This is a genomic window from Streptomyces sp. NPDC002306, from assembly GCF_053593435.1.
Genome location: NZ_JBSFCK010000006.1, coordinates 249543 through 272677, shown reverse-complemented (window position 1 = coordinate 272677; position 23135 = coordinate 249543). Strand labels below are relative to the sequence as shown.

Genomic DNA, 23135 nt, shown 5'->3' with positions numbered 1-23135 from the left:
GGCCGGGCGGGCGTGACGCGGCACGCCCCGATCATAATTAGGAGCATATGCTCCTAATGGAGGGAGGGCAAATTCGCACGAGGGATTAGGCGCATAGGCTCGTATCATGGACGGGCGACCCTGGAGAAGAACATGACCCCTGCGCCGACGACCCCCGCGCCCCCGCACACCACCGAGTTCTGCAACAACCTGGCCCTGCGCAAGGCGGCCCGGTACCTGAGCGCGACCTACGACAAGGCGCTCGCCCCGGTCGGTCTTCGGGCCACACAGTTCAGCATCCTGCAGAAGCTCAACGCGCACGGCGAGACGACCATCACCACCCTTGCCGACATGATCGCCATGGACCGTACGACGATGGCGACGAACCTCAAGCCGCTCGTGCGGGACGGCCTGGTCACCGTCGAGCCGTCGCCGGCCGACCGCCGCGCGCGGATCGTCACCATGACACCGGACGGCCACGCGCGGCTGAAGGCGGCGCTGCCGCTGTGGAGCACGGTGCAGACCCGGTTCGAGGAGGCCTTCGGCGCCGACGACGCGGCCCGGCTGCGCACATCCCTCGCGGCCGTCCTCGACACCGGTTTCCAGCCCTGGGCCGAGTGAAGGCCAGGGCCGACCGGCGCTCTGGGCCTGAGTGAAGCCCTGGGCCGACTGAGGCGCCGGCCCGAGTGAAGCGCTGCCCGGGCGGATTCCTGGGCCGGGTGAAGCCCCGGCCGGCCTGCCGCGCGCGGTTCCACGAAGTGGTCAGCCGCGCGGTTCCACCGAGCGGCTGACCGCTCCGTGCGGTCTTTGCCAGGGCGTGCCTCCGGCTAGGAGCGGCGGCGGGCGTCGAGGGCCTCGTCCAAGGCCTTGTCCAGGGTCGTCGCGGCCATGATGAGCGAGAGATGGGTGAACGCCTGCGGGAAGTTGCCGAGTTGCTCGCCGCTCGGGCCGATCTCCTCGGCGAACAGGCCGACATGGTTCGCGTACGTCTGCATCTTCTCGAAGGTGTAGCGGGCCGGGGAGAGGCGCCCCGCGCGGGCGAGGGCGTCGACGTACAGGAACGTGCACAGACTGAACGTGCCCTCCGTGCCGCGCAGTCCGTCGGGGGAGGCCTCGGGGTCGTAGCGGTAGACGAGGCTGTCGGAGACGAGGACGCGGTCGATGGCGTCGAGCGTGCTGAGCCAGCCGGGGCTGCGGGGGGAGATGAATCCGACCCGGGCCGCCAGCAGCAGGGAGGCGTCGAGGACGTCACCGTCGTAGTGCTGGACGAGGGCCTCCTGCTTCTTGCTCCAGCCACGCTCCATGACCTGTTCGAGGATCGTGTCCCGGGCCCGGGTCCACAGCACGGTGTCGGCCGGTCTGCTGAACTCGGCCGCCAGCTTCAGACCGCGGTCGAAGGCGGCCCAGCACATCACCCGGCTGTAGGTGAAGTCCTTGCGGCCGCCCCGGATCTCCCAGATGCCCTCGTCGGGCCGGTCCCAGGAATCCGCGAGCCAGTCCAGGGTCGCGGCCAGGCCCTTCCATCCGTGGTAGCCCGACTGTTCGCCGACCGCCCGGCTCTCGGCCAGGGCGTAGAGGGCCTCGCCGTAGATGTCGAGCTGGAGCTGCTCGGTGGCCGCGTTGCCCGCCCGGACCGGGTAGGAGCCGCGATAGCCCTCGAAGTGCTCCAGGATCTCCTCCGCCAACAGCGGGTCGCCGTCGACCCGGTACATGATCTGGAGGGGTTCGTCGCCCGGCCCCTCGCGGTCGTGCAGCCGGTCGCCGAGCCAGCGGGTGAAGCGCGTCGCCTCCTCCACGAAGCCGAGGTCGAGCAGTGCCCGCACGGACAGGGAACCGTCCCGCACCCAGGTGTACCGGTAGTCCCAGTTGCGCTCACCGCCGACCCGCTCGGGCAGCCCCATCGTGGCGGCGGCCACCGGTGCGCCGGTGGGAGCGTAGGTGAGGAGCTTGAGGGTGATGGCGGAGCGGTGCACCGCCTCCGTCCAGCGGCCGCGGTAACGCGAGGTGCGCACCCACCGCTGCCAGAAGTCGACGTTGTCCCAGAGCGCCTCGGTGATCCTCTCGACAGTGGGAGGCGGCGGCGGCTCCGCGCCCGGAGCGCAGGTGGTGAACACCACGGCGGCCGACTCGCCGTCGTTGAGGGTGACGGCACCGCGGACGTCCTGCCCGTCCCGTTCGAGCGGGAAGGTGCTCTGGAGGTGGGCCGTCGTCCCCGGAGCCCGGAACGTCGCCGTGCCGGGCGTCAGTTCCAGCTCGTGGGCGGCCCGCGCGTAGTCGAACCGCGGCCGGCACTCGAGGACGAAACGCACGCTGCCGCGCACCGCGCGGGCGACACGCACCAGGCTGTGCCGGTCGTTCGGCGTCAGGCTCGCGTGGACCGGCATGTGGTCGATGATCTCGCCGACGCCGTCGGGTGACATGAAGCGGGTCACCACGACAGCGGTGTCCGGGTAGTAGAGCTGCTTCCAGGTTCCTTCGGGGCTCTCGGGCGCGAGCAGGAAATGGCCGCCGCCGTCGTGGTCGAGCAGGGCGGCGAAGATGCTCGGCGAGTCGAAGCGCGGGGCCGCGAACCAGTCGATCACCCCGTGCGACGACACCAGCGCCGCGGTCTGGAGGTCGCCGACCAGTCCGTGCTCGGCGATGGGCGGATAGCGATCCATGCTTGCTCTCCTTGCCGGGCCGCCGCAGCCGACACGCGGGCCGACTGGACGCCGCCCGCCCTGGGGCCCGACGGCGTCGCGCCGGTCACCGTCAACTCCGCTGCCCTGCTGCCGCGTTCAGTCGACGAGCGGCAGTCGTGAAGCCCTGCCGGGAGAAGTCGTGAAGCCCTGCCGGGAGAAGAGGACGTCCGAGGCACCCACCAAGGTATCTCCGGGTGATGTCCCCGGCGAGTCGGCTTCGGCACGCCCGGTCTCGGCACGATCGAGGACTCGGTCTCGGCGCGCTCGGGGACGGCAGGGTCGAGGACTCGGTCTCGGCACGGTGCCCGCGCTGTCGGTGACGGACCGAAATGCGGTGGCTCCGCTCCGATGCTGCAATGGGAGGCGGGGCAGCGAGAACGCCGTGACCACCCAGGGGTGACATCGTGGGCGATGAATCTGTCGACATGGGACCGATCGACTACGTCGTGGTCGAGTTTCCCGGCAACCGCATGACCGGCGAGGGTTTTCCGATCCTGGTCGACCTGGTGGACCGGGGTCTCATCCGGATTCTCGATCTGATCTTCGTCGGCAAGCGGGCCGACGGATCCGTGGTCGGTCTGGAGATCGCCGACCTCGCCCGTGACGGCGCCCCGGAGCTGGCTGTCTTCGAGGGCGTGTCCTCCGGCATCCTGGGCCAGGACGACATCGAGCAGGCGGCCGCCGTGCTGGCACCCGGCAACTCCGCCGGGATCCTCGTCTACGAGAACCTCTGGGCCGCGCCCTTCGCCGCCGCCCTGCGCCGGGGCGGTGCGCAGATGGTCGCCTCCGGACGGATCCCGGTGCCGGCCGTCCTGGCCGCACTGGACGCGACGGACGTGAGCCAGCCGATGAGGTAGGCGTCGGTCCTCCCCGGGGCTGAGGTGCGTCGGTCTCCCCGCGGTGTTCCAATGGACGTGGATGTCTCACCTGGACATGAATGTCTCACGCGGCGGTGTCTCGTACGCCTCCTGGGAGAAGGGAAACCACCATGCCAGGTCTTCTCCGCGGGGTCGCCCGCACAGCCGTGGTGGCCGGTACGGCCACTGCCGTGTCGAACCGCGTGTCGCGCCGGCAGCAGGGCCGCTGGGCCCAGCAGGACCCTCGGCCTGGCGCGCCGTCGCAGCCCGCGTCCGCTGTCGCGCCCCTGCCCGTCACCCCCGCTGACCTCGATCTCGCCGAGACCATGAGCATCAAGATCGATCAGCTGAAGGAGCTGGGGGACCTCAAGGCGGAGGGTGCCCTCACCGAGGCCGAGTTCGCGGAGCAGAAGCGCAGAATCCTCAGCTGACCCCGCCGCCGGCTTCGTCACGCACAGCGACATCAGGCTCCCGGCGACCCTCGCGCGCCACCGCGCGTCGGTCGTCGGGAGCCTGATGTGAGCCGATGTCCGCTGTCCTGTCGACGCCTACCTGGCGGTGCCGAAGTCCTGGGTCCAGTAGCTGTTGGGCTCGGCGAGACCGACGCCGATCTCCTTGAACGAGCAGTTGAGGATGTTGGCCTTGTGTCCGGGGCTGGCCATCCAGCCGGCCATGACCTGCTCGGGGCCCGCGTAACCGTAGGCGACGTTCTCGCCGTAGGTGCGCCAGGTGTAACCGGCGGCGGTGATCCGCTGACCCGGGTCGGATCCGTCGGACCCGGTGTGCGACATGTTCTGGTGGGAGGCCATGTCCGCACTGTGCGCCTGGGCGGCCTTGCTCAGGGTCGCGTTCAGGGTCAGGGCCGGGCAACCGACCTTGCCGCGTTCGGCGTTGACGAGCTGCACGACACGGGCGACGTCACCGGACGCGGTGGCCGTCGGGGACGGGGTGGCCGTGGGCGTCGCGGAGGTGGGGGCCGTCGGCGTGGCGGGGGTGGAGGGAGTCGTGGGGGTGACGGTCTGCGGAGGGCGGGGGGCCTTGGTGGTCCAGGGCTTGGGAGCCGCGGTCGTCGCGGTGCCGGACGGCGCGGCGTGCCAGTGCTTCGGCACGACATGCCGGTGCTTCGGCGTGGTGGGCCGGTGCTTCGGCGTGGCGGTCTTCGAAGGGCTCGCGGCGGCTGCCGCCGTCCCCGGTGCCGTCGAAGCGGGCGCGGCGATACCGGCGCCGTTCCAGTCGTGGTCCCACGCGGCCTCGCCCCGCCAGAACGTGGACACGGGTCGCGCGGTGGCGGCGGAGGCTTGCTCTCCTCCGCCGTTCGGCCAGTCGGTACAGGCCATGGCGGCGGACGGCACGCCCACGGCGCCCACGGCGATGACGGCGACGGCTATCCGTCGGAGGTGGTTGTTCTTGCGATGCTTCCCCATGAGAGACCTCACTCGGTAGTCGCGGCGCCCCTTGTGCGGCTTGCTCTGCGCAGACTCCGCTCCTGAGCTGCGAGGACGTCCTGAGGTTCGCATTCTTGGGAAGTCCTCACATCGAGCGCAAAGGGCCTTCGTACTACCCCGCTTCGTAGGCACCCATGACCCTTGCCAGGGGCGTGCGGGCGTGCTGCCCCGGTCCACGCGTACGCGGGGGAGGGACTGTCGCCGCGTCAGAAACCGCTGTGCGGCCGAGCGCGGGTGAAATCGCCCGCTGTGCGGGATGCCGTCCCGTTCGGCGTGATAGAGGCTCGGGTCAAGCCGGACAAATCCGCCATGTCGCCAGAGCGGCATCTACTATTCGGCCCGCTTAGTGCGTGGCGCCGATATGAGGCATGTCACGGAATATCTGCTGCCGCCTGCCGCCTGCCGCCTGCCGCCTGCCGCTCGGCCTCGGTCGAGCGGGTTGGTCCGGCGATCCCGCCTCGGCGCCCGGCGCCCCGCCCCGCCCCCCATCCCCGCCCCCCCGTCGCGGCGCGTGCTTTCAGGTGACCTCACAGCCTGCCTCCGCCTCCCGGCCTCGCGGCGTGACGACGATCGGAGCAGATCACTCCTCGGGGCGTGTCACTGGAACGGCCCAATCAGACGTCCCGCCGGGTCCGGATCGCTGGTAGCAAGAAGACTGAGGGTCGATATGTAGGACTTTGTTCCTTACGCCGCGAGGAGGCGGTCCCTATGACTGCAGCAACGCCGAACCCGGTCGAGGCTGTGGACGACGGAAACGCGCCCGCAGACGAGGCACCCACGATCCACATCCTCTGGATCAACGCAGGTCTGAGCTGTGACGGCGACTCGGTCGCGCTGACCGCGGCGATGCAGCCGAGCATCGAGGAGATCGTGCTCGGCGTGCTGCCCGGCCTGCCGAAGATCGCGGTGCACTGGCCGCTGATCGACTTCGAGTGCGGCCCGGTCGGCGGCGCGGACACGTTCATCGAGTGGTTCTTCAAGGGCGAGCGGGGCGAGATCGACCCGTTCGTGCTGGTCGTCGAGGGGTCCATCCCCAATGAAGCGATCAAGCCCGAGGGCTACTGGTGCGGCTTCGGCGACAACCCGGAGACCGGCCAGCCGATCACGACCAGCGAATGGATCGACCGCCTCGCCCCGAAGGCGCTCGCCGTCGTCGCCATCGGCACCTGCGCCACCTACGGCGGCATCCACGCGATGGCCGGCAACCCGACCGGTGCCATGGGTGTGCCCGACTACCTCGGCTGGGACTGGACCTCGCAGGCCGGCATCCCCATCGTGTGCGTCCCGGGCTGTCCGATCCAGCCCGACAACTTCTCCGAGACGCTCACGTACCTGCTCTACCAGGCGGCCGGTGCCGCCCCGATGATCCCGCTCGACGACAAGCTGCGCCCGACCTGGCTGTTCGGCGCCACCGTGCACGAGGGCTGCGACCGCGCCGGGTACTACGAGCAGGGCCAGTTCGCCGAGACGTACGACTCGCCGAAGTGCCTGGTCAAGCTCGGCTGCTGGGGTCCGGTCGTCAAGTGCAACGTGCCCAAGCGCGGCTGGATGAACGGCATCGGCGGCTGCCCGAACGTCGGCGGCATCTGCATCGCGTGCACCATGCCCGGCTTCCCCGACAAGTTCATGCCCTTCATGGACGAACCGCCCGGGGCCAAGGTGTCCAGCACCGCGAGCGGCGCCTATGGCGCCGTGATCCGCAAGCTGCGTTCCGTGACGGCCCGGACCCTGGACAAGGAGCCCAAGTGGCGCCACACCGGGGAGCGCATCACCACCGGCTACCGGCCCCCGTGGTGAGTCCCCGCCGTATGTGAGCCCCTGACCCGACCCACCACCCCCACTCGCGCGCAACGAAGGGCACGGCACACAGAGATGGCACCGACGACGAAGGCGGCCGGCGACGGCAGCGGCCTGGTGGAGATGGCCTGGGACCCGATCACCCGGATCGTGGGCAGCCTGGGCATCCACACCAAGATCGACTTCAAGCAGAAGCGGGTCGCGGAGTGCTACAGCACCTCGTCGGTCTTCCGCGGCTACAGCGTCTTCATGCGCGGCAAGGACCCGCGGGACGCGCACTTCATCACCAGCCGCATCTGCGGCATCTGCGGTGACAACCACGCCACCTGCTCGGTGTACGCGCAGAACATGGCGTACGGCGTGAAGCCCCCGCACCTCGCTGAGTGGATCATCAACCTCGGCGAGTCCGCGGAGTACATGTTCGACCACAACATCTTCCAGGAGAACCTGGTCGGGGTCGACTACTGCGAGAAGATGGTCAAGGAGACCAACCCCGGCGTCCTGGAGCTGGCCGAGCGCACCGAGGCCCCCCACGCGGCGGACCACGGGTACCGCACGATCGCCGACATCATGCGCTCGCTGAACCCCATCGAGGGCGAGTTCTACCGCGAGGCCCTCCAGGTCAGCCGCTACACCCGGGAGATGTTCTGCCTGATGGAGGGGCGCCATGTGCACCCCTCCACGCTCTACCCCGGTGGTGTCGGCACGATCGCCTCCGTACAGCTCTTCACGGACTACCTCAGCCGCCTCATGCGGTACGTCGAGTTCATGAAGCGCGTGGTGCCGCTGCACGACGACCTCTTCGACTTCTTCTACGAGGCGCTGCCCGGCTACGAGGAGGTCGGCCGCCGGCGCGTCCTGCTCGGCTGCTGGGGCGCGCTCAACGACCCCGAGTACTGCGACTTCACGTACGCCAACATGACGGACTGGGGCCGGCGGATGTTCGTCACGCCCGGTGTCGTGGTGGACGGCAAGCTGGTCACCAACGACCTGACCGAGATCAACCTCGGCATCCGCATCCTGCTCGGCAGCTCGTACTACGAGGACTGGCAGGGACAGGAGCAGTTCGTCACCCACGACCCGCTCGGCAACCCGGTCGACCCGCGCCACCCGTGGAACCAGCACACCATCCCCGCCCCGCAGAAGCGGAACTTCGACGACAAGTACAGCTGGGTCATGTCACCCCGCTGGTTCGACGGCAAGGACCACCTCGCGCTGGACACCGGCGGCGGTCCCCTCGCCCGTCTGTGGTCCACCGCCCTGTCCGGGCTCGTCGACATCGGCTACGTGAAGGCCACCGGCCAGAGCGTGGTCATCAACCTGCCGCGCACCATGACCAAACCGGAGACCACCTTCGAGTGGAAGATCCCGAAGTGGTCCAACGCGCTGGAGCGCAACCGCGCGCGCACCTACTTCCAGGCCTACGCCGCCGCCGTCGCCCTGCACTGCGCGGAGCAGGGGCTGGCCGAGGTCCGCGCCGGACGCACCCAGACCTGGGAGAAGTTCGAGGTGCCGGACGAGAGCATCGGCTGCGGCTTCACCGAGGCCGTCCGAGGCGTCCTCTCCCACCACATGGTGATCCGGGACGGCAAGATCGCCAACTACCACCCGTACCCGCCCACCCCCTGGAACGCCAGCGTCCGCGACTCCTACGGTACCCCGGGCCCGTACGAGGACGCCGTGCAGAACACCCCGATCTTCGAGGAGAACACCCCGGAGAACTTCAAGGGCATCGACATCATGCGCGCCGTCCGCAGCTTCGACCCCTGTCTGCCGTGCGGCGTCCACATGTACGTCGGCGGCGGCAAGACCGTACAGAAGATGCACGTACCCACCGGGCTGAGCGGACTGGGCGGTTGAGCGCGGTGGAGGCGAGGAACGAGGCGGTGCGCGCGGTGAACGCGGAACAGACCGGGCGCCGGGTCGAGGAGGTGCTGGACCGGCTGGCGGCCACCGGGGACGGGGCCGCCGCCGCGGCGGCGGAGGAACTCGTCCGGTCCCTCATGGACTTCTACGGCGCCGGCCTGACCCGTGTCGTGGAGCTGCTGTCGGCGACCGGCGACCGGCGCCCCGCGGGCGATCCGCTGGCCGCGCTGCTCGGCGACGAACTGGTGGCGAGCCTGCTCGTCCTGCACGATCTCCATCCCGAGGACCTGGACGCGCGGATCGCCCGGGCCCTGGGCGCCGTACGCGACCAGGAACTGGAGGTCGTGGACTTCGACGAGCCCAGCGGCACCCTGCGGCTGCGGGCCACCGCGGCGGGCTCGGGGTGCGGCTGCGCCGCCGCCACGGCCCCGCCCGCCCGGCAGGCCGTCGAGAACGCCCTCGCCTGCTTCGCCCCGGAGGTGACGACGGTCGACATCCAGGCCGCCGCCCCCGCCGGACCGGCGCTGCTCCAGATCGGCGACCGCCCCAAGAGCGCCCCCCTGGCGGCGAAGACACCATGAGCGCATCCCGGACACCCCTCGTCCCGCCGCCCGGGCCGACCGCGCGTGCCGTGGGCGGCCTGCGCAGGTTCCTCACCGAGCGGCCGCCCCGGCCGGAGCGCTGCGAGCTGTGCGCGGCGCCGGTACCCGAGGCCGACCACCGGCACCTGGTCGACATCGAACAGCGGGCCCTGGTCTGCGCCTGTACCGCGTGCGCGCTGCTGATGGAACAGCCGGGCGCCGCCGCCGGCCGCTTCCGCGCGGTCCCGGACCGGTATCTCACCGACCCGGAACACCGCCTCGACGACAGCGCGTGGGACTCGCTCCAGATCCCGGTCGGCGTCGCCTTCTTCTTCCGCAACGCCGCCCTGGACCGGCTCGTCGCCCTCTACCCGAGCCCCGCCGGAGCCACCGAGAGCGAACTCGAACCGGCGGTCTGGACGGCGGCCCTCGGCGACAGCCGGCTCGCCGCGCTGCTCGAACCCGACGTGGAGGCCCTGCTGCTGCGGCGCACCGAGGGCCGCTGCGAGTGCTACCTCGTACCCGTCGACATCTGTTACGAACTGGTGGGCCGTATGCGGCTGTTGTGGCAGGGCTTCGACGGCGGGGCCGAGGCCCGGTCCGCCCTCGACGCGTTCTTCGCGCACGTCGCGCGGCGGGCGCGAGCGGTCGGCGAGGCGGGCCGGTCGTGACGACGTTCTCCTTCGCGTGCACCGGCGTGCGCGCCGACCGCTACGCCGCCGGACCGACCCTGGTCTTCCGGCTGCGCGTCACCGCCGCCGACGACGCCCGGGTGCACGCCCTCGCGCTGCGCTGCCAGATCCGCATCGAACCGGCCCGGCGCGGCTACGAGCCCGCCGAGGCCGACGGACTCAAGGACCTCTTCGGTGAGCGCTCGCGATGGGGCAGCACTCTCCAGCCGGTGCAGTTCGCGCAGGTCTCGGTGATGGTGCCCAGCTTCACCGGCGAGACCGAGACCGACCTCGTCGTGCCCTGCACCTACGACATGGACGTCGCCGCGACCCGCTACCTGGACGCCCTCGACGGCGGCGAGGTCCCGCTGCTGATGCTCTTCTCCGGTACGGCGTTCACCGGGGACGCCGGCTTCCGGGTCGAGCCGGTGCCGTGGGACCGGGAGGCGTCCTTCCGGATGCCGGTCACGGCATGGCGGGAGATGGTCGAGCAGCACTTCCCCGGCTGCGGCTGGATCCGGCTGCCCCGCGACACCATGGACGCCCTCCTCGCCTACCGCTCACGGCAGGCACTGCCCTCCTGGGAGGCCACCCTGCTGGCGCTCCTCGACGCGAGCGGCGCAGCCGTCCGCCCCGCCGCCGGGGCCCGGCCGGACGCGCCGCGTACGGACCCGTTCGCGGCGCTGACGCGCGGCACCGGAAGGACGGCCCCATGACCGTGACCGCGTTCACCCCGGCCGTCGAGGAACGGTTCGCCCTGGCCCGCAAGGTCGCCGACGCCGTCCTCTTCGAGGGCTACGTGCTCTACCCGTACCGCGCCTCGGCGGCCAAGAACCGGCTGCGCTGGCAGTTCGGCGTGCTCGTCCCGCCCGCCTGGGGCGCCGAGTGCGAGGAACACGACTTCCAGCACACCGAGTGCCTGATGGAACCGAAGGCGGGCGCGGCCCTGTCGGTCGAACTGCGCTTCCTGCACGCCCGGCGGCGCACCGTGCAGCGGCTCCGCCCGGACGGCGACTTCGACACGGTGCCCGAACTGCGCCTGGACGACCGGGTCCTGGTCCCCTGGGACGAGGGGACCGAGGAACACGTCGAGGTCGTCGCCCCGGTGGAGGACCTTCTCGGGGACGGCGTCACCGTGCCCTTCACCCGCCCCGCCCGGGAGGAGACCGAGCCCGTCCTCGGCCCGTCCGGTGAGACCGTCGGCCGGCTGGTCCGCCGCTGCGAGGAGATCCGCGGCGCGATCCGGCTTTCGGCCCGTGAACTCGACGGGCCCTACCGGGCGTTGCGGCTCACCGCCGTCGTCGAGAACACCAACCCCTGGACGCCCCCGCAGGGGCGGACCGCCGACCGGGACGCGGCGCTGCCGCACTGCCTGGTCGCCGCACACCTCCTCATGGGCCTGAGCGCCGGGTCGTTCCTGTCCATGACGGACCCCCCGGAGTGGGCCAAGGGCGCCGTCGCGTCCTGCCGCAACCTGCACACCTGGCCCGTGCTCGCCGGTGAACCCGGCCGCGGCGACCTGGTGCTGTCCTCGCCGATCATCCTGGACGACCACCCCGCGATCGCCCCGGAGAGCCCCGGAGCGCTCTACGACGCCACCGAGATCGACGAGATCCTGGCGCTGCGCACCGCGGCCCTCACCGACGAGGAGAAGCGCGAGGCCCGCGGGACCGACGAACGGGCCGCCGCGGTGATCGACCTGGCCGACTCGATGCCCCCCGAGGTCCTGGAACGCCTGCACGGGGCGGTACGGGGCCTGCGCGAGGTGACCGGTCCCGGCCCCGCGAACCCGTCCGGCGCCGCGGGCCCGGGGTTCCCCGACGAACACGGCGTGCGGCGCCAGGACACCCCGTGGTGGGACCCGGCGAGCGACGCCGGCTTCGACCCGGCGCGCGACCGCGTCGTCGTGGACGGCCGCTCGCTGGGCGCGGGCAGCCGTGTCGTGCTGCGCCCGGGCCTGCGCCGCACCGACGCGCAGGACCTCTTCCTGCACGGCCGCGGCGCGACGGTCGAGGCGGTGCTGCACGACGTGGACGGCGGGGTGCACCTGGCCGTCACGGTCGAGGGCGATCCGGGCGCCGACATCCGCCGGGAGCAGGGCCGGTTCCTGTACTTCCAGCCCGACGAGGTCGCACCGCTGGAGGACGCGTGACCACCTCCCCGCCGACGGGTTCCCGAGCCCTGGTCGCCGGCATCGGGAACATCTTCCTCGGAGACGACGGCTTCGGCGTCGAGACCGCGCGCCGGCTCACCGAGCGGGACCTGCCCGCGCACATCGAGGTCGCCGACATCGGCGTACGCGGAGTGCACCTCGCCTACCAGCTCCTGGACGGCTACGACACCCTCGTCCTGGTGGACGCCACGGCACGCGGCGAGGCCCCCGGCACGCTGTACGTGATCGAGCACGACGGCACCGCCGCGCACGACCCCGCCGGGGCCCCCGCGCTCGACGGCCACCGGATGACCCCCGACACCGTCCTGGCGCTGCTGGGCACGCTCTGCGCCGGAACCGGCGGACAGCCGCCCCGGCGCACCCTGATCGTCGGATGCGAACCCGCCTCGCTGGAGGAGGGCATCGGTCTCAGCGGCCCGGTCTCCGACGCCGTACCCCGGGCCGTCCGGCTGATCGAGGAGTTGCTGTCGGCCGACGGGCCGGGAGAGTCCGCGCCGCGGACCACGGCCGGCCAGGCCGCCGAACGAGTCGCGAAATGACAGGAGACACGGGATGAAGAAGGCCATCATGGGCGGAGCGGGTGCCGTCGTCGTCGCCGCCCTCGTCAAGCAGGTCCTTCCCGACATCATGCGCTACCTGCGGATCCGCAGGATGTGACCCGTCGGCGAGCGACGCACACGGCGCCCGGTCCGGTGCGCCGTGCCGTTACGTCGAACGGCGGACCCCACCGCCCCGGCACGGCGTGCCGGGACCCCGGGCACCGGCCCCTCCCCTGTAATGAGGGCCTAGGGCCGAGCCACGGCACCGGCCCGCGGGAGAACGGGTACCGATGCACGAGATGTCCATCGCGCTGGCGGTGATCGACCAGGTCGAGCGGGCCGCACGGCAGGCCGGCGACGTCACGGCGGTGCGATCGGTACGTCTCCAGGTCGGTCAACTGGCCGGTGTCGTAGCCGACTCCCTCTCCTTCTCCTTCGAACTGGCCTGCGCCGGGACCCTCCTGGAGGGCGCCGAGCTCGTCACCGACGCGGTACCGGGCCGAGCCCGCTGCGCGCCCTGCGCACAGGAGTGGGCCGTGGGCATGCCGCCCCGGCTGAGCTGCCCGGGGTGCGGCGGGACCGACACCGATCTGCTGGCCGGACGGGAACTGCAGATCGTCAGCGTGCACTGGGACGACGGCCGGACGCACGCACAAGACCGCGAACCGAGCCCAGAGGAGCGCTGAAAGCCATGTGCCGTGTGGTCGACCTGCAACAGGCCGTACTCGCCAAGAACGACGCGGGCGCGCAGACCCTGCGCGCGGAGATGGCCGCGCGCCGGACCGCCGTCGTCAACATCCTCTCCAGCCCCGGCAGCGGCAAGACCGCGCTGCTGGAGAGCGAACTGCTGCTGGCGCGCCGACGGTCGGTGCCCGTCGCGGCGCTGACCGCGGACCTCGCCACCGAGAACGACGCGACGCGGCTCGCGCGTTCGGGCGTCCCGGTCAAGCAGATCCTCACCGACGGTCTGTGCCACCTGGAGTCCGAGATGCTCGCCGGGCACCTTCGCGGATGGCTGCCCGACGACACCCGGCTGCTGTTCGTGGAGAACGTCGGCAACCTCGTCTGCCCCGCCACCTACGACCTCGGCGAGACCCTGCGCGTCGTCCTCGCCTCGGTCACCGAGGGCGAGGACAAGCCGCTGAAATACCCCACCGCCTTCGGACTCGCCCACCTGGTGCTGGTCACCAAGACCGACATCGCCGAGGCCGTCGAGTTCGACGAGGCGGCCTTCCGCGCGCACGTCGAGCAGGTCAACCCGGGAGTCGAGGTGGTGCTGACCTCCGCCCGGCGCGGCCGGGGCGTGGGCGCGCTGCTCGACCGGGCACTGGCGGCAGCGGAGGGCGCGCCGGTCCACCGGCCCGTCATGGCCCGCACGGCGGACGCCCATCAGCACACGCACCCGCATCCTCACTCCCACCCGCACGCCGGCGCCGTGGCCCACACCCACCCGTGAGCACCGCTCCGCCCGCGGTGGCCGGCGGCCCGCCGCAGCGCCGCCGCGTCACCGTCCGGGGCGTGGTCCAGGGCGTCGGCTTCCGGCCCTACCTCTACGGCCTCGCCACCGGCCTCGACCTGTCCGGCCATGTGACCAACACCCCTGAGGGCGTCGTCGCCGAGATCGAGGGAGCGCCCACGGCGGTCGCCCGGTTCTGCGAGCGGATCGCCGGTGAGGCGCCACCGCTGGCCCGGGTCGAGTCCGTCGAGCACCGGGAGGTACCCGTCGCGGGCGGCACCGCGTTCACCATCCTGGCCTCCCACACCGGCGGCCCCGCCCGCACCCTGGTCTCACCGGACACGGCCACCTGCGCCGACTGCCTGCGCGAACTGGCGGACCCGGCCGACCGCCGCCACCGCCACCCGTTCGTCAACTGCACCCACTGCGGACCACGCTTCACGATCGTCACCGGTGTGCCGTACGACCGGGCGCACACCACCATGGCGGGCTTCGCGATGTGCTCCGACTGCGCCCGGGAGTACGCGGATCCGGCCGACCGCCGCTTCCACGCCCAGCCGGTCGCGTGTCCCGCCTGCGGTCCGCGGCTGCGGCTGTTCGTCCCGCGACCGGCTCCCGGCGGGCGGGCGGCGCCCGACGCCGGGACGGACCCGGTGGCCGGCGCCCGCGCGCTGCTGGCGGCGGGCGCCGTCCTCGCGGTCAAGGGACTGGGCGGCTACCACCTCGCCTGCGACGCCTCGAATCCCGACGCCGTCGCGCTGCTGCGCCGCCGCAAGGCCCGCGGCGACAAACCGTTCGCCGTCATGGCCAGGAGCGTGGACGACGTCCGCCACCTCGTCCGCGTCGGTCCCGAGGAGCTCGCCCTGCTGGAGAGCGGCACCCGGCCCATCGTGCTGCTGCGCCGCCGCACCGGCCCGGCAGCGCGGTCGCAGGCTCCGTGCCCGGCCGCGGACGTCGCGCCCGGCAGCCCGGACCTCGGTGTGATGCTGCCGTACACGCCCGTGCACCATCTGCTGCTCGGACTGCCCGGCGACCCCGACGGGCCCCGGCTGCTGGTCATGACCAGCGGCAACGTGGCCGGTGAGCCGATCGTCACCGACGACGGCGAGGCGCTGCGGCGGCTGGCGCACCTGGCCGACGCCTGGCTCGCCCACGACCGGCCGATCCGCGTGCCGTGCGACGACTCCGTCGTACGCATCTGCGACCAGGAGCCCCTCGTGATCCGGCGCGCCCGGGGCTACGCGCCGCTTCCCGTGTCGCTCCCGGTGCCGGTGCGGGCCGCGCTCGCCGTCGGCGGGGACCTGAAGAACGCGTTCTGCGTCGGGGAAGGACGCCGGGCGTGGCTGTCCGCGCACATCGGCGACATGGACGAACTGAGCACCCAGCGGGCCTTCGAGCGCGCCGCGGCACACCTGGAGTCGATCACCGGGGTACGGCCCGAACTGCTGGCGGCCGACCGGCATCCCGGCTACCGCTCCGCCGGGTGGGCCGACCGCAACGCGGACGGGCGGACCGTCGTCCGCGTCCAGCACCACCACGCCCATGTCGCCTCGGCCATGGCCGAACACGGGCTGGACGGCGGCCGTCCGGTGATCGGCGTCGCCTTCGACGGCACCGGCCACGGGGACGACGGCGCGGTGTGGGGCGGGGAGATCCTGCTCGCGGACTACGACGGCTTCACCCGGTTCGGGCAGCTCGCGTACGTCCCGCTGCCCGGTGGCGACACCGCCGTACGCCGGCCGTACCGCATGGCGCTCGCGCACCTGAGCGCGGCCGGTGTCGACTGGTCGGACGACCTGGCCTGCGTCACGGCCTGCCCGGCGGACGAACGCCGGGTGCTGCGTACGCAGTTGGCACGCGGGCTCAACTGCGTCCCCACCTCCAGCATGGGACGGCTCTTCGACGCCGTGTCGTCGCTCGTGGGCGTCTGCCACCGGGCCGGATACGAGGCCCAGGCCGCCGTCGAGCTGGAGGCCGCGGCCCTGCGCGCGGCACAGGACACCGGCACCACCGCCTACGCGTTCGACCTGCGGCCTCCCGAACCGGACGGCGACGGCCCCGTACGGGCCGACCCGGCGCCCGTCCTCGCGCGGATCGTCGAGGACCTGCGGGCGGGCACGCCCCCGGACCTCGTCGCCGCCCGCTTCCACCGGGCCGTCAGCGCCCTGGTCCACGCGATGTGTGTCCTGGCCCGTGAGCGGCACGGGCTGGACACGGTCGCCCTCAGCGGCGGGGTGTTCGCCAACACCCTGCTCTCCTCGGCCTGCGCCACGGCGCTGCGCGCGGACGGGTTCACCGTCCTGCGCCACCGCCTGGTCCCGCCCAACGACGGCGGACTCGCCCTCGGCCAGCTGGTGGTGGCCGCCCGCACCGGGGCCCGGCCGGAGGGCGCCGACCGACAACCGCCCCGGTAGCACCGGGCGACGCACACGACCCACAGCGAGGAGAGGCCCATGTGCCTGGCGGTACCCGGCCGAGTGCTGGACATCGAGGAACGTGACGGTACCCGGATGGCCAACGTCGACTTCGGCGGCGTGGTCAAGGAGGTGTGCCTGGAGTACCTGCCCGACCTCCAGGTCGGTGAGTACGCCATCGTCCATGTCGGGTTCGCCCTGCAACGGCTGGACGAGGAGTCGGCGAAGCGGACGCTGGAGCTCTTCGCCACCCTCGGCATGCTGCAGGAGGAGTTCGGCGACCCCTGGGAGGCCGCCGCGGGCGGAGCCGCCCCGCCCATGGCCGGGAACGCCGTAGAGGAGGCGTCCAAGTGAAGTACATCGACGAGTTCCAGGACCCGGAGCTGGCCCGCCGGCTCCTCGACGACATCCACGCCACGGTGACCAGGCCCTGGGCCCTGATGGAGGTGTGCGGCGGACAGACCCACACCATCATCCGCCACGGCATCGACCAACTCCTGCCGGACCAGGTCGAACTGATCCACGGCCCGGGCTGTCCCGTCTGCGTGACCCCGCTGGAGGTCATCGACAAGGCACTGGAGATCGCCTCCCGGCCCGGGGTGATCTTCTGCTCCTTCGGCGACATGCTGCGGGTGCCCGGAACCGGCCGGGACCTGTTCCAGGTGCGCGGCGAGGGCGGCGACGTACGCGTCGTCTACTCGCCCCTCGACGCCCTGCGGGTCGCCCAGCAGAACCCGGACCGCGAGGTGGTGTTCTTCGGCATCGGCTTCGAGACCACCGCGCCGCCCAACGCCATGACGGTGTACCAGGCCCGCAAGCTCGGCATCCGCAACTTCAGCCTGCTGGTGTCCCATGTCCGGGTGCCCCCGGCCATCGAGGCGATCATGACGTCCCCGAGCTGCCGGGTCCAGGGCTTCCTGGCGGCCGGCCATGTGTGCAGCGTGATGGGCGTGCGGGAGTATCCGGAACTGGCCGAACGCCACCGGGTGCCGATCGTCGTCACCGGATTCGAGCCGCTGGACATCCTGGAGGGCGTCCGCCGGACCGTCCGCCAGCTCGAACGCGGCGAGCACACCGTCGACAACGCCTACGCCCGTGCCGTCCGCCCGGAGGGCAACCCCGCCGCCCAGGCCATGCTGGAGGACGTCTTCGAGGTCACCGACCGCGCCTGGCGCGGCATCGGCGTCATCCCCGACAGCGGCTGGCGGCTGTCCCCGAAGTACCGGGCCTACGACGCCGAGCACCGCTTCTCCGTCACCGGCATCCGCACCCGCGAACCGGAGGAGTGCCGCAGCGGCGAGGTCCTCCAGGGCCTGCTCAAGCCGCACGAGTGCGCGGCGTTCGGCACCCTCTGCACCCCCCGCACCCCGCTCGGCGCCACCATGGTCTCCAGCGAGGGCGCCTGCGCCGCGTACTACCTCTACCGGCGACTGGACATCCCCACCGCGCCCCGGGAGGCGAGCCCCGTTGTCTGAGATCACCCTCGACCCCGCGGCCTGGTCCTGTCCGGCTCCGCTGCGGGACCGGCCCCGGGTCGTCATGGGCCACGGCGGCGGCGGGGCACTCTCCGCCGAGCTCGTGCGGGACATCTTCGCGCCCGCCTACGGGGGCGAGGCGCTCGCCGGGATGGGCGACGCCGCGGCCCTCACCCTGGGCGGCGTACGGCTGGCGTTCTCCACCGACACCTTCGTGGTGCGACCGCTGTTCTTCCCCGGCGGCAGCATCGGCGACCTGGCCGTCAACGGCACCGTCAACGACCTCGCCATGAGCGGTGCCCGCGCGGCCTACCTGTCCTGCGGGTTCATCCTGGAGGAGGGCGTCGAACTGGACGTCGTCGACCGGGTGGCCAAGGCGCTCGGCGCCGCGGCGCGGGCCGCCCGGGTCGAGGTGGCGACCGGCGACACCAAGGTGGTGGAGGCCGGTCACGGCGACGGGATCTTCATCAACACCGCGGGGATCGGGCTCATCCCGGAGGGCGTCGACCTGCGGCCGCAGCGGGTCGTCCCCGGCGACGTCGTGATCGTCAGCGGGGGGATCGGCGTCCACGGCGTGGCGATCCTGAGCGTCCGTGAGCACCTGGAGTTCGGAGTGGAGCTGGAGAGCGACTGCGCGGCGCTCGGCGGGCTCGTCGACGCCATGCTCGCGGTCACTCCGGATCTGCACGTGCTGCGGGATCCCACCCGCGGCGGTCTGGCGGCGGCGCTCAACGAGATCGCGGCGGCCTCCGGCGCGGGCGTCGTCGTCCGGGAGCGGGACCTGCCCGTCCCGCCGACCGTGGCCAACGCGTGCGCCATCCTGGGGCTGGACCCCATGTATGTCGCCAACGAGGGCAAGTTGGTGGCCTTCGTGCCGCGTGAGCACGCCGACGCGGTCCTGGCGGCGATGCGCGCCCACCCGCTGGGCGCGGACGCCGTGATCATCGGCGAGGCGGTCGAGGAGCACCCGGGCATGGTGGTGGCCCGTACCGGGCTGGGCGGCACGCGCGTGGTCGACCTGCCGCTCGGGGAACAACTGCCCAGGATCTGCTGACGACGGACCGGGCTCCCGTCGCGCGGGAGCCCGGACGCCGACCACCCCCGTCGCCTCGGTCGGCGCAGGGCGGTGGGGGTGGGACGGGTGAGGGGTCAGACTCCCGCGAACGGCCCGGGCAGCGGCGCCGCGGCGGCCCGGCGCGCGCGTACCCAGCCGAACAGCACCACCGAGCACACGGCCGCGAGCGCGCACCAGGTCGAGACGAACTCCATCCGCCACACGGTCCAGCAGACCGCCGCGCCCACCGCGACCAGGATCCCCAGCACCAGCAGCCGTCGGTCACCGGACAGCAGCAGCGAGCCCACGGTGGCCAGGAGATAGCCCGGGACGAGCAGCGACGCGTGGGAGAGGCCGAGGACGTAGCCGACCGTATGACCGCGGATCTCGGCCGTCACCGGGCCGGTGGCCACGGCGTGTGCCAGCACCGCGGCGGTCGCGGTTCCGGCGGCGAGCGGGAGGAGCAGCCGGCGGCGGGCGTGCGGCGGAGCGGCGCACATCACCCCCGCCGGCACCCACAGCGCCAGCAGGGGCAGGGCGATGACGGCCCAGACGACGGTGGCGGGCCCGCCGCCCCCGCCCGCGTCCCAGACCAGCGACTCGGTGATCTGATGGGCGCCGAGCAGCAACGGCAGCCCGGCCAGCAGCAGATCCCGGGGCTCGCGCACCCGCGCCACACAGGCCGCGCCGACCGCCGTGACACCGGCGCCCACGACGAGATCGGCCGTCGCACTCCAACACATCACGCCACCAAGGGATTCACCGTCGGTTCCGTCCTCCGCACCGCGGGCAACGCTACGTCTTCGCCCGTCGGCCGTCCCGGTGACACGACAGTCGGATCACCGGATGATGTCCCGCGCGGTGGGGCCGTCGGTGTCCGGCGCCGCCGAGGATGATTGGCTGGCCCCGGTCACCACACCACCATTCGGCCCGACCGCAGGAGGACTTCGCCACCATGAGCAGCCCCTACAGCTACGAGTACAAGGTCGTCACCTTCCGGGAGTCGCTCATCGGCGACGCGCTGGACAGCGACAAGCTGGAGAAGGTCTTGAACAAGCACGCCGAGGACGGGTGGGGCCTGAAGGCGATCACCTCCGCCGACGTCAAGGGCCGGATAGGTCCCGGAGCCGTCGAGGGACTGCTGCTGACCTTCGAGCGTCCGCGCCGGTAGTCGCCCCCCGGAGGCCGAACCGACGCCTCCGGGACCAGGCCCCTGGTGCGGGCCGCGACCGCTGACTCGGCGGCCGCGGTCCCGCCCCGGGGCCCGTTCAGGCGCCCGCTTCGCCGAACGGGCCGGCGGCGTCGAAGGCCAGCCCGGCGAAGCGTTCGCCGATCCGCACGTGGGCGGCCGGGTCCGGATGGAGCCGGTCGGGCAACGGCAGTTCGGCGAAGTCCGCCTCGCCGTACAGTTCACGGCCGTCGAGATGGCGCAGACGGGGATCGCCGGCCGCCCGGTCGGCGGTGATCCGGGCGAGTTCCTCCCGGATGACCTGGAGCGTCAGCTTCCCGGCGGCGCGCTCGGCGGGGTCGCCCGCGGCGACGAACGACACGTTCCCGTCCACGAAGTCGGGGACGGTGGGACCCGGAGTGTCCTCGTGGAGGGGACAGTACAGCGGCGAGATCACCAGCAGGGGAGTGGTCGGATGCCCCTCGCGGATGGTGTCGAGGAAGCCGTGGACCGCCGGCGCGAAGGCGCGCAGCCGCATCAGATCGGTGTTCACCAGGTTGATGCCGATCTTGACACTGATCAGGTCGGCAGGGGTGTCGCGCAGGGCGCGGGCGGTGAACGGATCGAGCAGGGCGCTGCCGCCGAGGCCCAGGTTGACCAGCTCCACCCCGCCGAGGGAGGCGGCCACCGCCGGCCAAGTGGTGCTCGCGCTCTCGGCGTTGGAGCCGTGGCTGATCGAACTGCCGTGATGCAGCCACACCTTGCGGCCCCGGTCCGGCACCGCCTCGACGGGGGCGTCGGTGCGCAGGCCGACCAACTCGGTGATCTCCGTGTACGGCAGCCAGATCTCGACGTCCTTGGCGTCGGCGGGCAGGGCCCCGAACCGGACGCTGCCGACCGGGCCGGGCCGCGTCTGCCTGGTCCCCTTGGTCATATCCACGATCAGAAGGTTCCCGCCGGTCGCCACGGCCCGGTGGACGAGACGGCCGTCGACCAGCAGGTCGTACACGCCGTGGGGATGGGACGGGAGGCCCGGATAGGACATCTTGGTGGGCAGCACGTCCAGTTCGACGGCGGTGGCCCGGGTGCGGAAGACCAGCCGTACTCCGGACGGCTGGGCCTCCGCCATGGCCAGTTGCGGGTCGGAGGACTGCGCGCGGGCCCGGGCGGGCAGCCGGTGCGGCAGCAGACCCAGTTCGGTGCGCTCCAGTTCGAGGGCGCCACGCACGAGGTCCGCGGTGATGGGCGTACTGATCCAGTCCGTCGCCCGGCTCGGCGTGGCGGAGCCGGGGACGTCGTCGAACTCGGAGGTCATGATCGCAGCGTGTCAACCGGGCACGGGATACCGCAAATGCGTTCCGGCGGACCCGCGTTCCGGCGGACCCACGGGCGACCTGCGTTCCGGCGGACCCACGAGCCGGCCGACCCGCGCGCCGGCCGGACCGGCCTCCGCCTCCGCCCGGTCCCCGTACGTGCGGACCGGGCGGGCCGGGTGCGTCAGACGGCCGGGGCCGGGTAGGTCGGGTACTCCACGCCGGAGACGTGCTGGACGACCCGGATGACCTGGCAGGAGTAGCCGAACTCGTTGTCGTACCAGAGGTAGAGGATCGCGTTGTCGCCGTCGACCTTGGTGGGACCGGCGTCGATGATCGACGCGTGGCGGGAGCCGATGAAGTCGCTCGACACCGCGTCGGGTGCGGTGGTGAAGTCGATCTGGCGCTTGAGCGGCGACGTCAGCGACACCTCGCGCAGGTGGTCGAGGACCTCCTCGCGGGTGGTCTCGCGGCCGAGCCGCAGACTGAGGATCGCGATCGAGACGTCCGGCACCGGGACCCGGATCGAGCTGCCGGTGATCGGCGCCTTGAGGTCGGGCAGCGCCTTGGCGACGGCGGAGGCGGCACCCGTCTCGGTGATGACCATGTTGAGCGGCGCGGAGCGGCCCCGGCGGTCGGAACTGTGGTAATTGTCCAGCAGGTTCTGGTCGTTGGTGAACGAGTGGACGGTCTCCACGTGGCCGCGCAGCACGCCGTACTCGTCCGCCATCGCCTTCAGCGGCGGGACGATCGCGTTCGTGGTGCAGGACGCGCAGGACAGGATCTGCTCGTCCGGCTTGATCGTGTCGTGGTTGACGCCGTGCACGATGTTGGGGACGTCGCCCTTGCCGGGCGCGGTGAGGACCACCTTGTCGATCCCGGGACGCAGGTGCTGGGACAGGCCTTCGCGGTCACGCCACTTGCCGGTGTTGTCGATGAGGATGGCGTCCCTGATGCCGTACGCCGTGTAGTCGACCTCCGAGGGGTCGCCCGCGTAGATCACCTTGATCTCGTTGCCGTTGGCCACGATCGTGCTGTTCGTCTCGTCGACGGTGATCGTGCCCTGGAACTGGCCGTGGATGGAGTCGCGGCGCAGCAGCGAGGCGCGCTTGACGATGTCCTGCTCACCGCCCCGGCGCACGACGATGGCGCGCAGCCGCAGACCGTTGCCGGAGCCGGACTTCTCGATCAGCAGACGGGCGACGAGGCGGCCGATGCGTCCGAAGCCGTAGAGGACGACGTCACGCGGTTCACGGCGCTCGATCTTGTTGCCGCCGGTGGCGCCGGCGACGGCCTCGGAGGTGAACTCCGCCACCGACAGACCGCGGTCGTCGGTGCGGTAGGTCGCGGCGAGCATGCCGATGTCGATCTGCGAAGGGCCGAGATCGAGCACGGTCAGGGCCTGGAGGAACGGCAGCGTCTCGGTGACCGAGAGCTCCTCACCGGCTATCTGCCGGGCGAATCGGTGGGTCTTGAGGATGCTGACCACCGACTTGTTCACCAACGAACGGCTGTGCAGCAGAACGGTGACGTCCCGCTCCCTGTGCAGCTTCCCGATCATCGGGATCATGGACTCCGCGATCTCCTCGCGGGTCTTCCAGTTGGTGAACGAGTCCTCGTTGACAGTCACAGGTTCATCTTTCGAGCTAGGCGGTGCTCAGATGTT

23 protein-coding genes are annotated in these 23135 nt (G+C 72.0%); 18 read left to right on the top strand and 5 right to left on the bottom strand.

Annotation, left to right across the window (positions count from 1 at the left end):
* The first annotated feature begins 132 nt into the window (after window positions 1–132).
* Entirely contained in the window at window positions 133–600 is a 468-nt protein-coding gene (locus ACWCQK_RS15165; RefSeq protein WP_451155569.1) for a MarR family winged helix-turn-helix transcriptional regulator, read from the top strand.
* 206 nt (window positions 601–806) lie between these two features.
* Here ACWCQK_RS15165 and ACWCQK_RS15160 read toward each other — a convergent pair whose 3' ends face one another.
* Complete coding sequence (locus ACWCQK_RS15160; protein ID WP_451155568.1) at window positions 807–2639, bottom strand: glycoside hydrolase family 15 protein; 1833 nt, start codon at window positions 2637–2639, stop codon at window positions 807–809.
* A 446-nt stretch (window positions 2640–3085) separates the two neighbouring features.
* On the opposite strand from ACWCQK_RS15160, the gene ACWCQK_RS15155 reads away from it, so the two are divergent.
* Both ACWCQK_RS15155 and ACWCQK_RS15150 read left to right on the top strand, forming a co-directional pair.
* Entirely contained in the window at window positions 3086–3517 is a 432-nt protein-coding gene (locus ACWCQK_RS15155) for a DUF6325 family protein (RefSeq protein WP_451155708.1), read from the top strand.
* 131 nt (window positions 3518–3648) lie between these two features.
* Window positions 3649–3948, top strand: a complete 300-nt coding sequence (locus ACWCQK_RS15150; protein ID WP_451155567.1) for an SHOCT domain-containing protein — start codon at window positions 3649–3651, stop codon at window positions 3946–3948.
* A 117-nt stretch (window positions 3949–4065) separates the two neighbouring features.
* Here ACWCQK_RS15150 and ACWCQK_RS15145 read toward each other — a convergent pair whose 3' ends face one another.
* A complete protein-coding gene (locus tag ACWCQK_RS15145) occupies window positions 4066–4941 on the bottom strand; it encodes a CAP domain-containing protein (RefSeq protein WP_451155566.1) in 876 nt (291 codons plus the stop codon).
* Between the two features lie 729 nt (window positions 4942–5670).
* Between ACWCQK_RS15145 and ACWCQK_RS15140 the strand changes: the two genes are divergently transcribed.
* The 14 genes from ACWCQK_RS15140 (at window position 5671) to hypE (ending at window position 18988) form a co-directional block, all read left to right on the top strand.
* Window positions 5671–6759 (top strand): NADH-quinone oxidoreductase subunit B family protein, encoded by a 1089-nt coding sequence (locus ACWCQK_RS15140; protein WP_451155565.1) that lies wholly within the window; start codon window positions 5671–5673, stop codon window positions 6757–6759.
* Between the two features lie 75 nt (window positions 6760–6834).
* Window positions 6835–8619: a nickel-dependent hydrogenase large subunit gene (locus ACWCQK_RS15135; protein WP_451155564.1), complete on the top strand. Its 1785-nt coding sequence runs from the start codon at window positions 6835–6837 to the stop codon at window positions 8617–8619.
* A gap of 26 nt (window positions 8620–8645) precedes the next feature.
* A complete protein-coding gene (locus ACWCQK_RS15130) occupies window positions 8646–9206 on the top strand; it encodes a hypothetical protein (protein ID WP_451155563.1) in 561 nt (186 codons plus the stop codon).
* Window positions 9203–9877 carry a DUF5947 family protein gene (locus tag ACWCQK_RS15125; RefSeq protein ID WP_451155562.1) on the top strand — a complete coding sequence of 225 codons (675 nt, stop codon included), beginning with the start codon at window positions 9203–9205 and terminating at the stop codon, window positions 9875–9877. The genes ACWCQK_RS15130 and ACWCQK_RS15125 overlap by 4 nt, the downstream gene beginning before the upstream one ends.
* Window positions 9874–10593 (top strand): DUF6084 family protein, encoded by a 720-nt coding sequence (locus tag ACWCQK_RS15120; RefSeq protein ID WP_451155561.1) that lies wholly within the window; start codon window positions 9874–9876, stop codon window positions 10591–10593. The genes ACWCQK_RS15125 and ACWCQK_RS15120 overlap by 4 nt, the downstream gene beginning before the upstream one ends.
* Entirely contained in the window at window positions 10590–12029 is a 1440-nt protein-coding gene (locus ACWCQK_RS15115) for a hypothetical protein (protein WP_451155560.1), read from the top strand. Before ACWCQK_RS15120 ends, ACWCQK_RS15115 begins: the two co-directional genes overlap by 4 nt.
* Window positions 12026–12589, top strand: a complete 564-nt coding sequence (locus ACWCQK_RS15110) for a hydrogenase maturation protease (RefSeq protein WP_451155559.1) — start codon at window positions 12026–12028, stop codon at window positions 12587–12589. Before ACWCQK_RS15115 ends, ACWCQK_RS15110 begins: the two co-directional genes overlap by 4 nt.
* 13 nt (window positions 12590–12602) lie before the next feature.
* Entirely contained in the window at window positions 12603–12707 is a 105-nt protein-coding gene (locus ACWCQK_RS15105) for a DUF6893 family small protein (protein ID WP_385772661.1), read from the top strand.
* A 172-nt stretch (window positions 12708–12879) separates the two neighbouring features.
* Window positions 12880–13275 carry a hydrogenase maturation nickel metallochaperone HypA/HybF gene (locus ACWCQK_RS15100; protein ID WP_451155558.1) on the top strand — a complete coding sequence of 132 codons (396 nt, stop codon included), beginning with the start codon at window positions 12880–12882 and terminating at the stop codon, window positions 13273–13275.
* A gap of 5 nt (window positions 13276–13280) precedes the next feature.
* Window positions 13281–14045 carry a hydrogenase nickel incorporation protein HypB gene (gene hypB, locus ACWCQK_RS15095; protein WP_451155557.1) on the top strand — a complete coding sequence of 255 codons (765 nt, stop codon included), beginning with the start codon at window positions 13281–13283 and terminating at the stop codon, window positions 14043–14045.
* Window positions 14042–16459, top strand: a complete 2418-nt coding sequence (hypF, locus tag ACWCQK_RS15090; RefSeq protein WP_451155556.1) for a carbamoyltransferase HypF — start codon at window positions 14042–14044, stop codon at window positions 16457–16459. Before hypB ends, hypF begins: the two co-directional genes overlap by 4 nt.
* Window positions 16460–16498: 39 nt before the next feature.
* The gene (locus ACWCQK_RS15085; protein WP_451155555.1) at window positions 16499–16813 is read left to right on the top strand and encodes a HypC/HybG/HupF family hydrogenase formation chaperone; all 315 of its coding nucleotides are present in this window, start codon (window positions 16499–16501) and stop codon (window positions 16811–16813) included.
* Window positions 16810–17934, top strand: coding sequence for a hydrogenase formation protein HypD (gene hypD / locus ACWCQK_RS15080; RefSeq protein WP_451155554.1), 1125 nt, complete (start codon window positions 16810–16812; stop codon window positions 17932–17934). The genes ACWCQK_RS15085 and hypD overlap by 4 nt, the downstream gene beginning before the upstream one ends.
* 64 nt (window positions 17935–17998) lie before the next feature.
* On the top strand, window positions 17999–18988 hold the full coding sequence (hypE, locus tag ACWCQK_RS15075; protein ID WP_451155707.1) for a hydrogenase expression/formation protein HypE: 990 nt from the start codon (window positions 17999–18001) through the stop codon (window positions 18986–18988).
* A 95-nt stretch (window positions 18989–19083) separates the two neighbouring features.
* Here the strand turns inward: hypE and ACWCQK_RS15070 are convergent, their stop codons facing one another.
* Complete coding sequence (locus tag ACWCQK_RS15070) at window positions 19084–19731, bottom strand: DUF6629 family protein (protein ID WP_451155706.1); 648 nt, start codon at window positions 19729–19731, stop codon at window positions 19084–19086.
* Between the two features lie 212 nt (window positions 19732–19943).
* Between ACWCQK_RS15070 and ACWCQK_RS15065 the strand changes: the two genes are divergently transcribed.
* Window positions 19944–20159, top strand: coding sequence for a DUF4177 domain-containing protein (locus ACWCQK_RS15065; protein ID WP_451155553.1), 216 nt, complete (start codon window positions 19944–19946; stop codon window positions 20157–20159).
* A 97-nt stretch (window positions 20160–20256) separates the two neighbouring features.
* Here the strand turns inward: ACWCQK_RS15065 and ACWCQK_RS15060 are convergent, their stop codons facing one another.
* A complete protein-coding gene (locus tag ACWCQK_RS15060; protein ID WP_451155552.1) occupies window positions 20257–21471 on the bottom strand; it encodes a GDSL-type esterase/lipase family protein in 1215 nt (404 codons plus the stop codon).
* Window positions 21472–21653: 182 nt separating this feature from the next.
* On the bottom strand, window positions 21654–23099 hold the full coding sequence (locus ACWCQK_RS15055; protein WP_451155551.1) for a glyceraldehyde-3-phosphate dehydrogenase: 1446 nt from the start codon (window positions 23097–23099) through the stop codon (window positions 21654–21656).
* Window positions 23100–23135 lie beyond the last annotated feature (36 nt).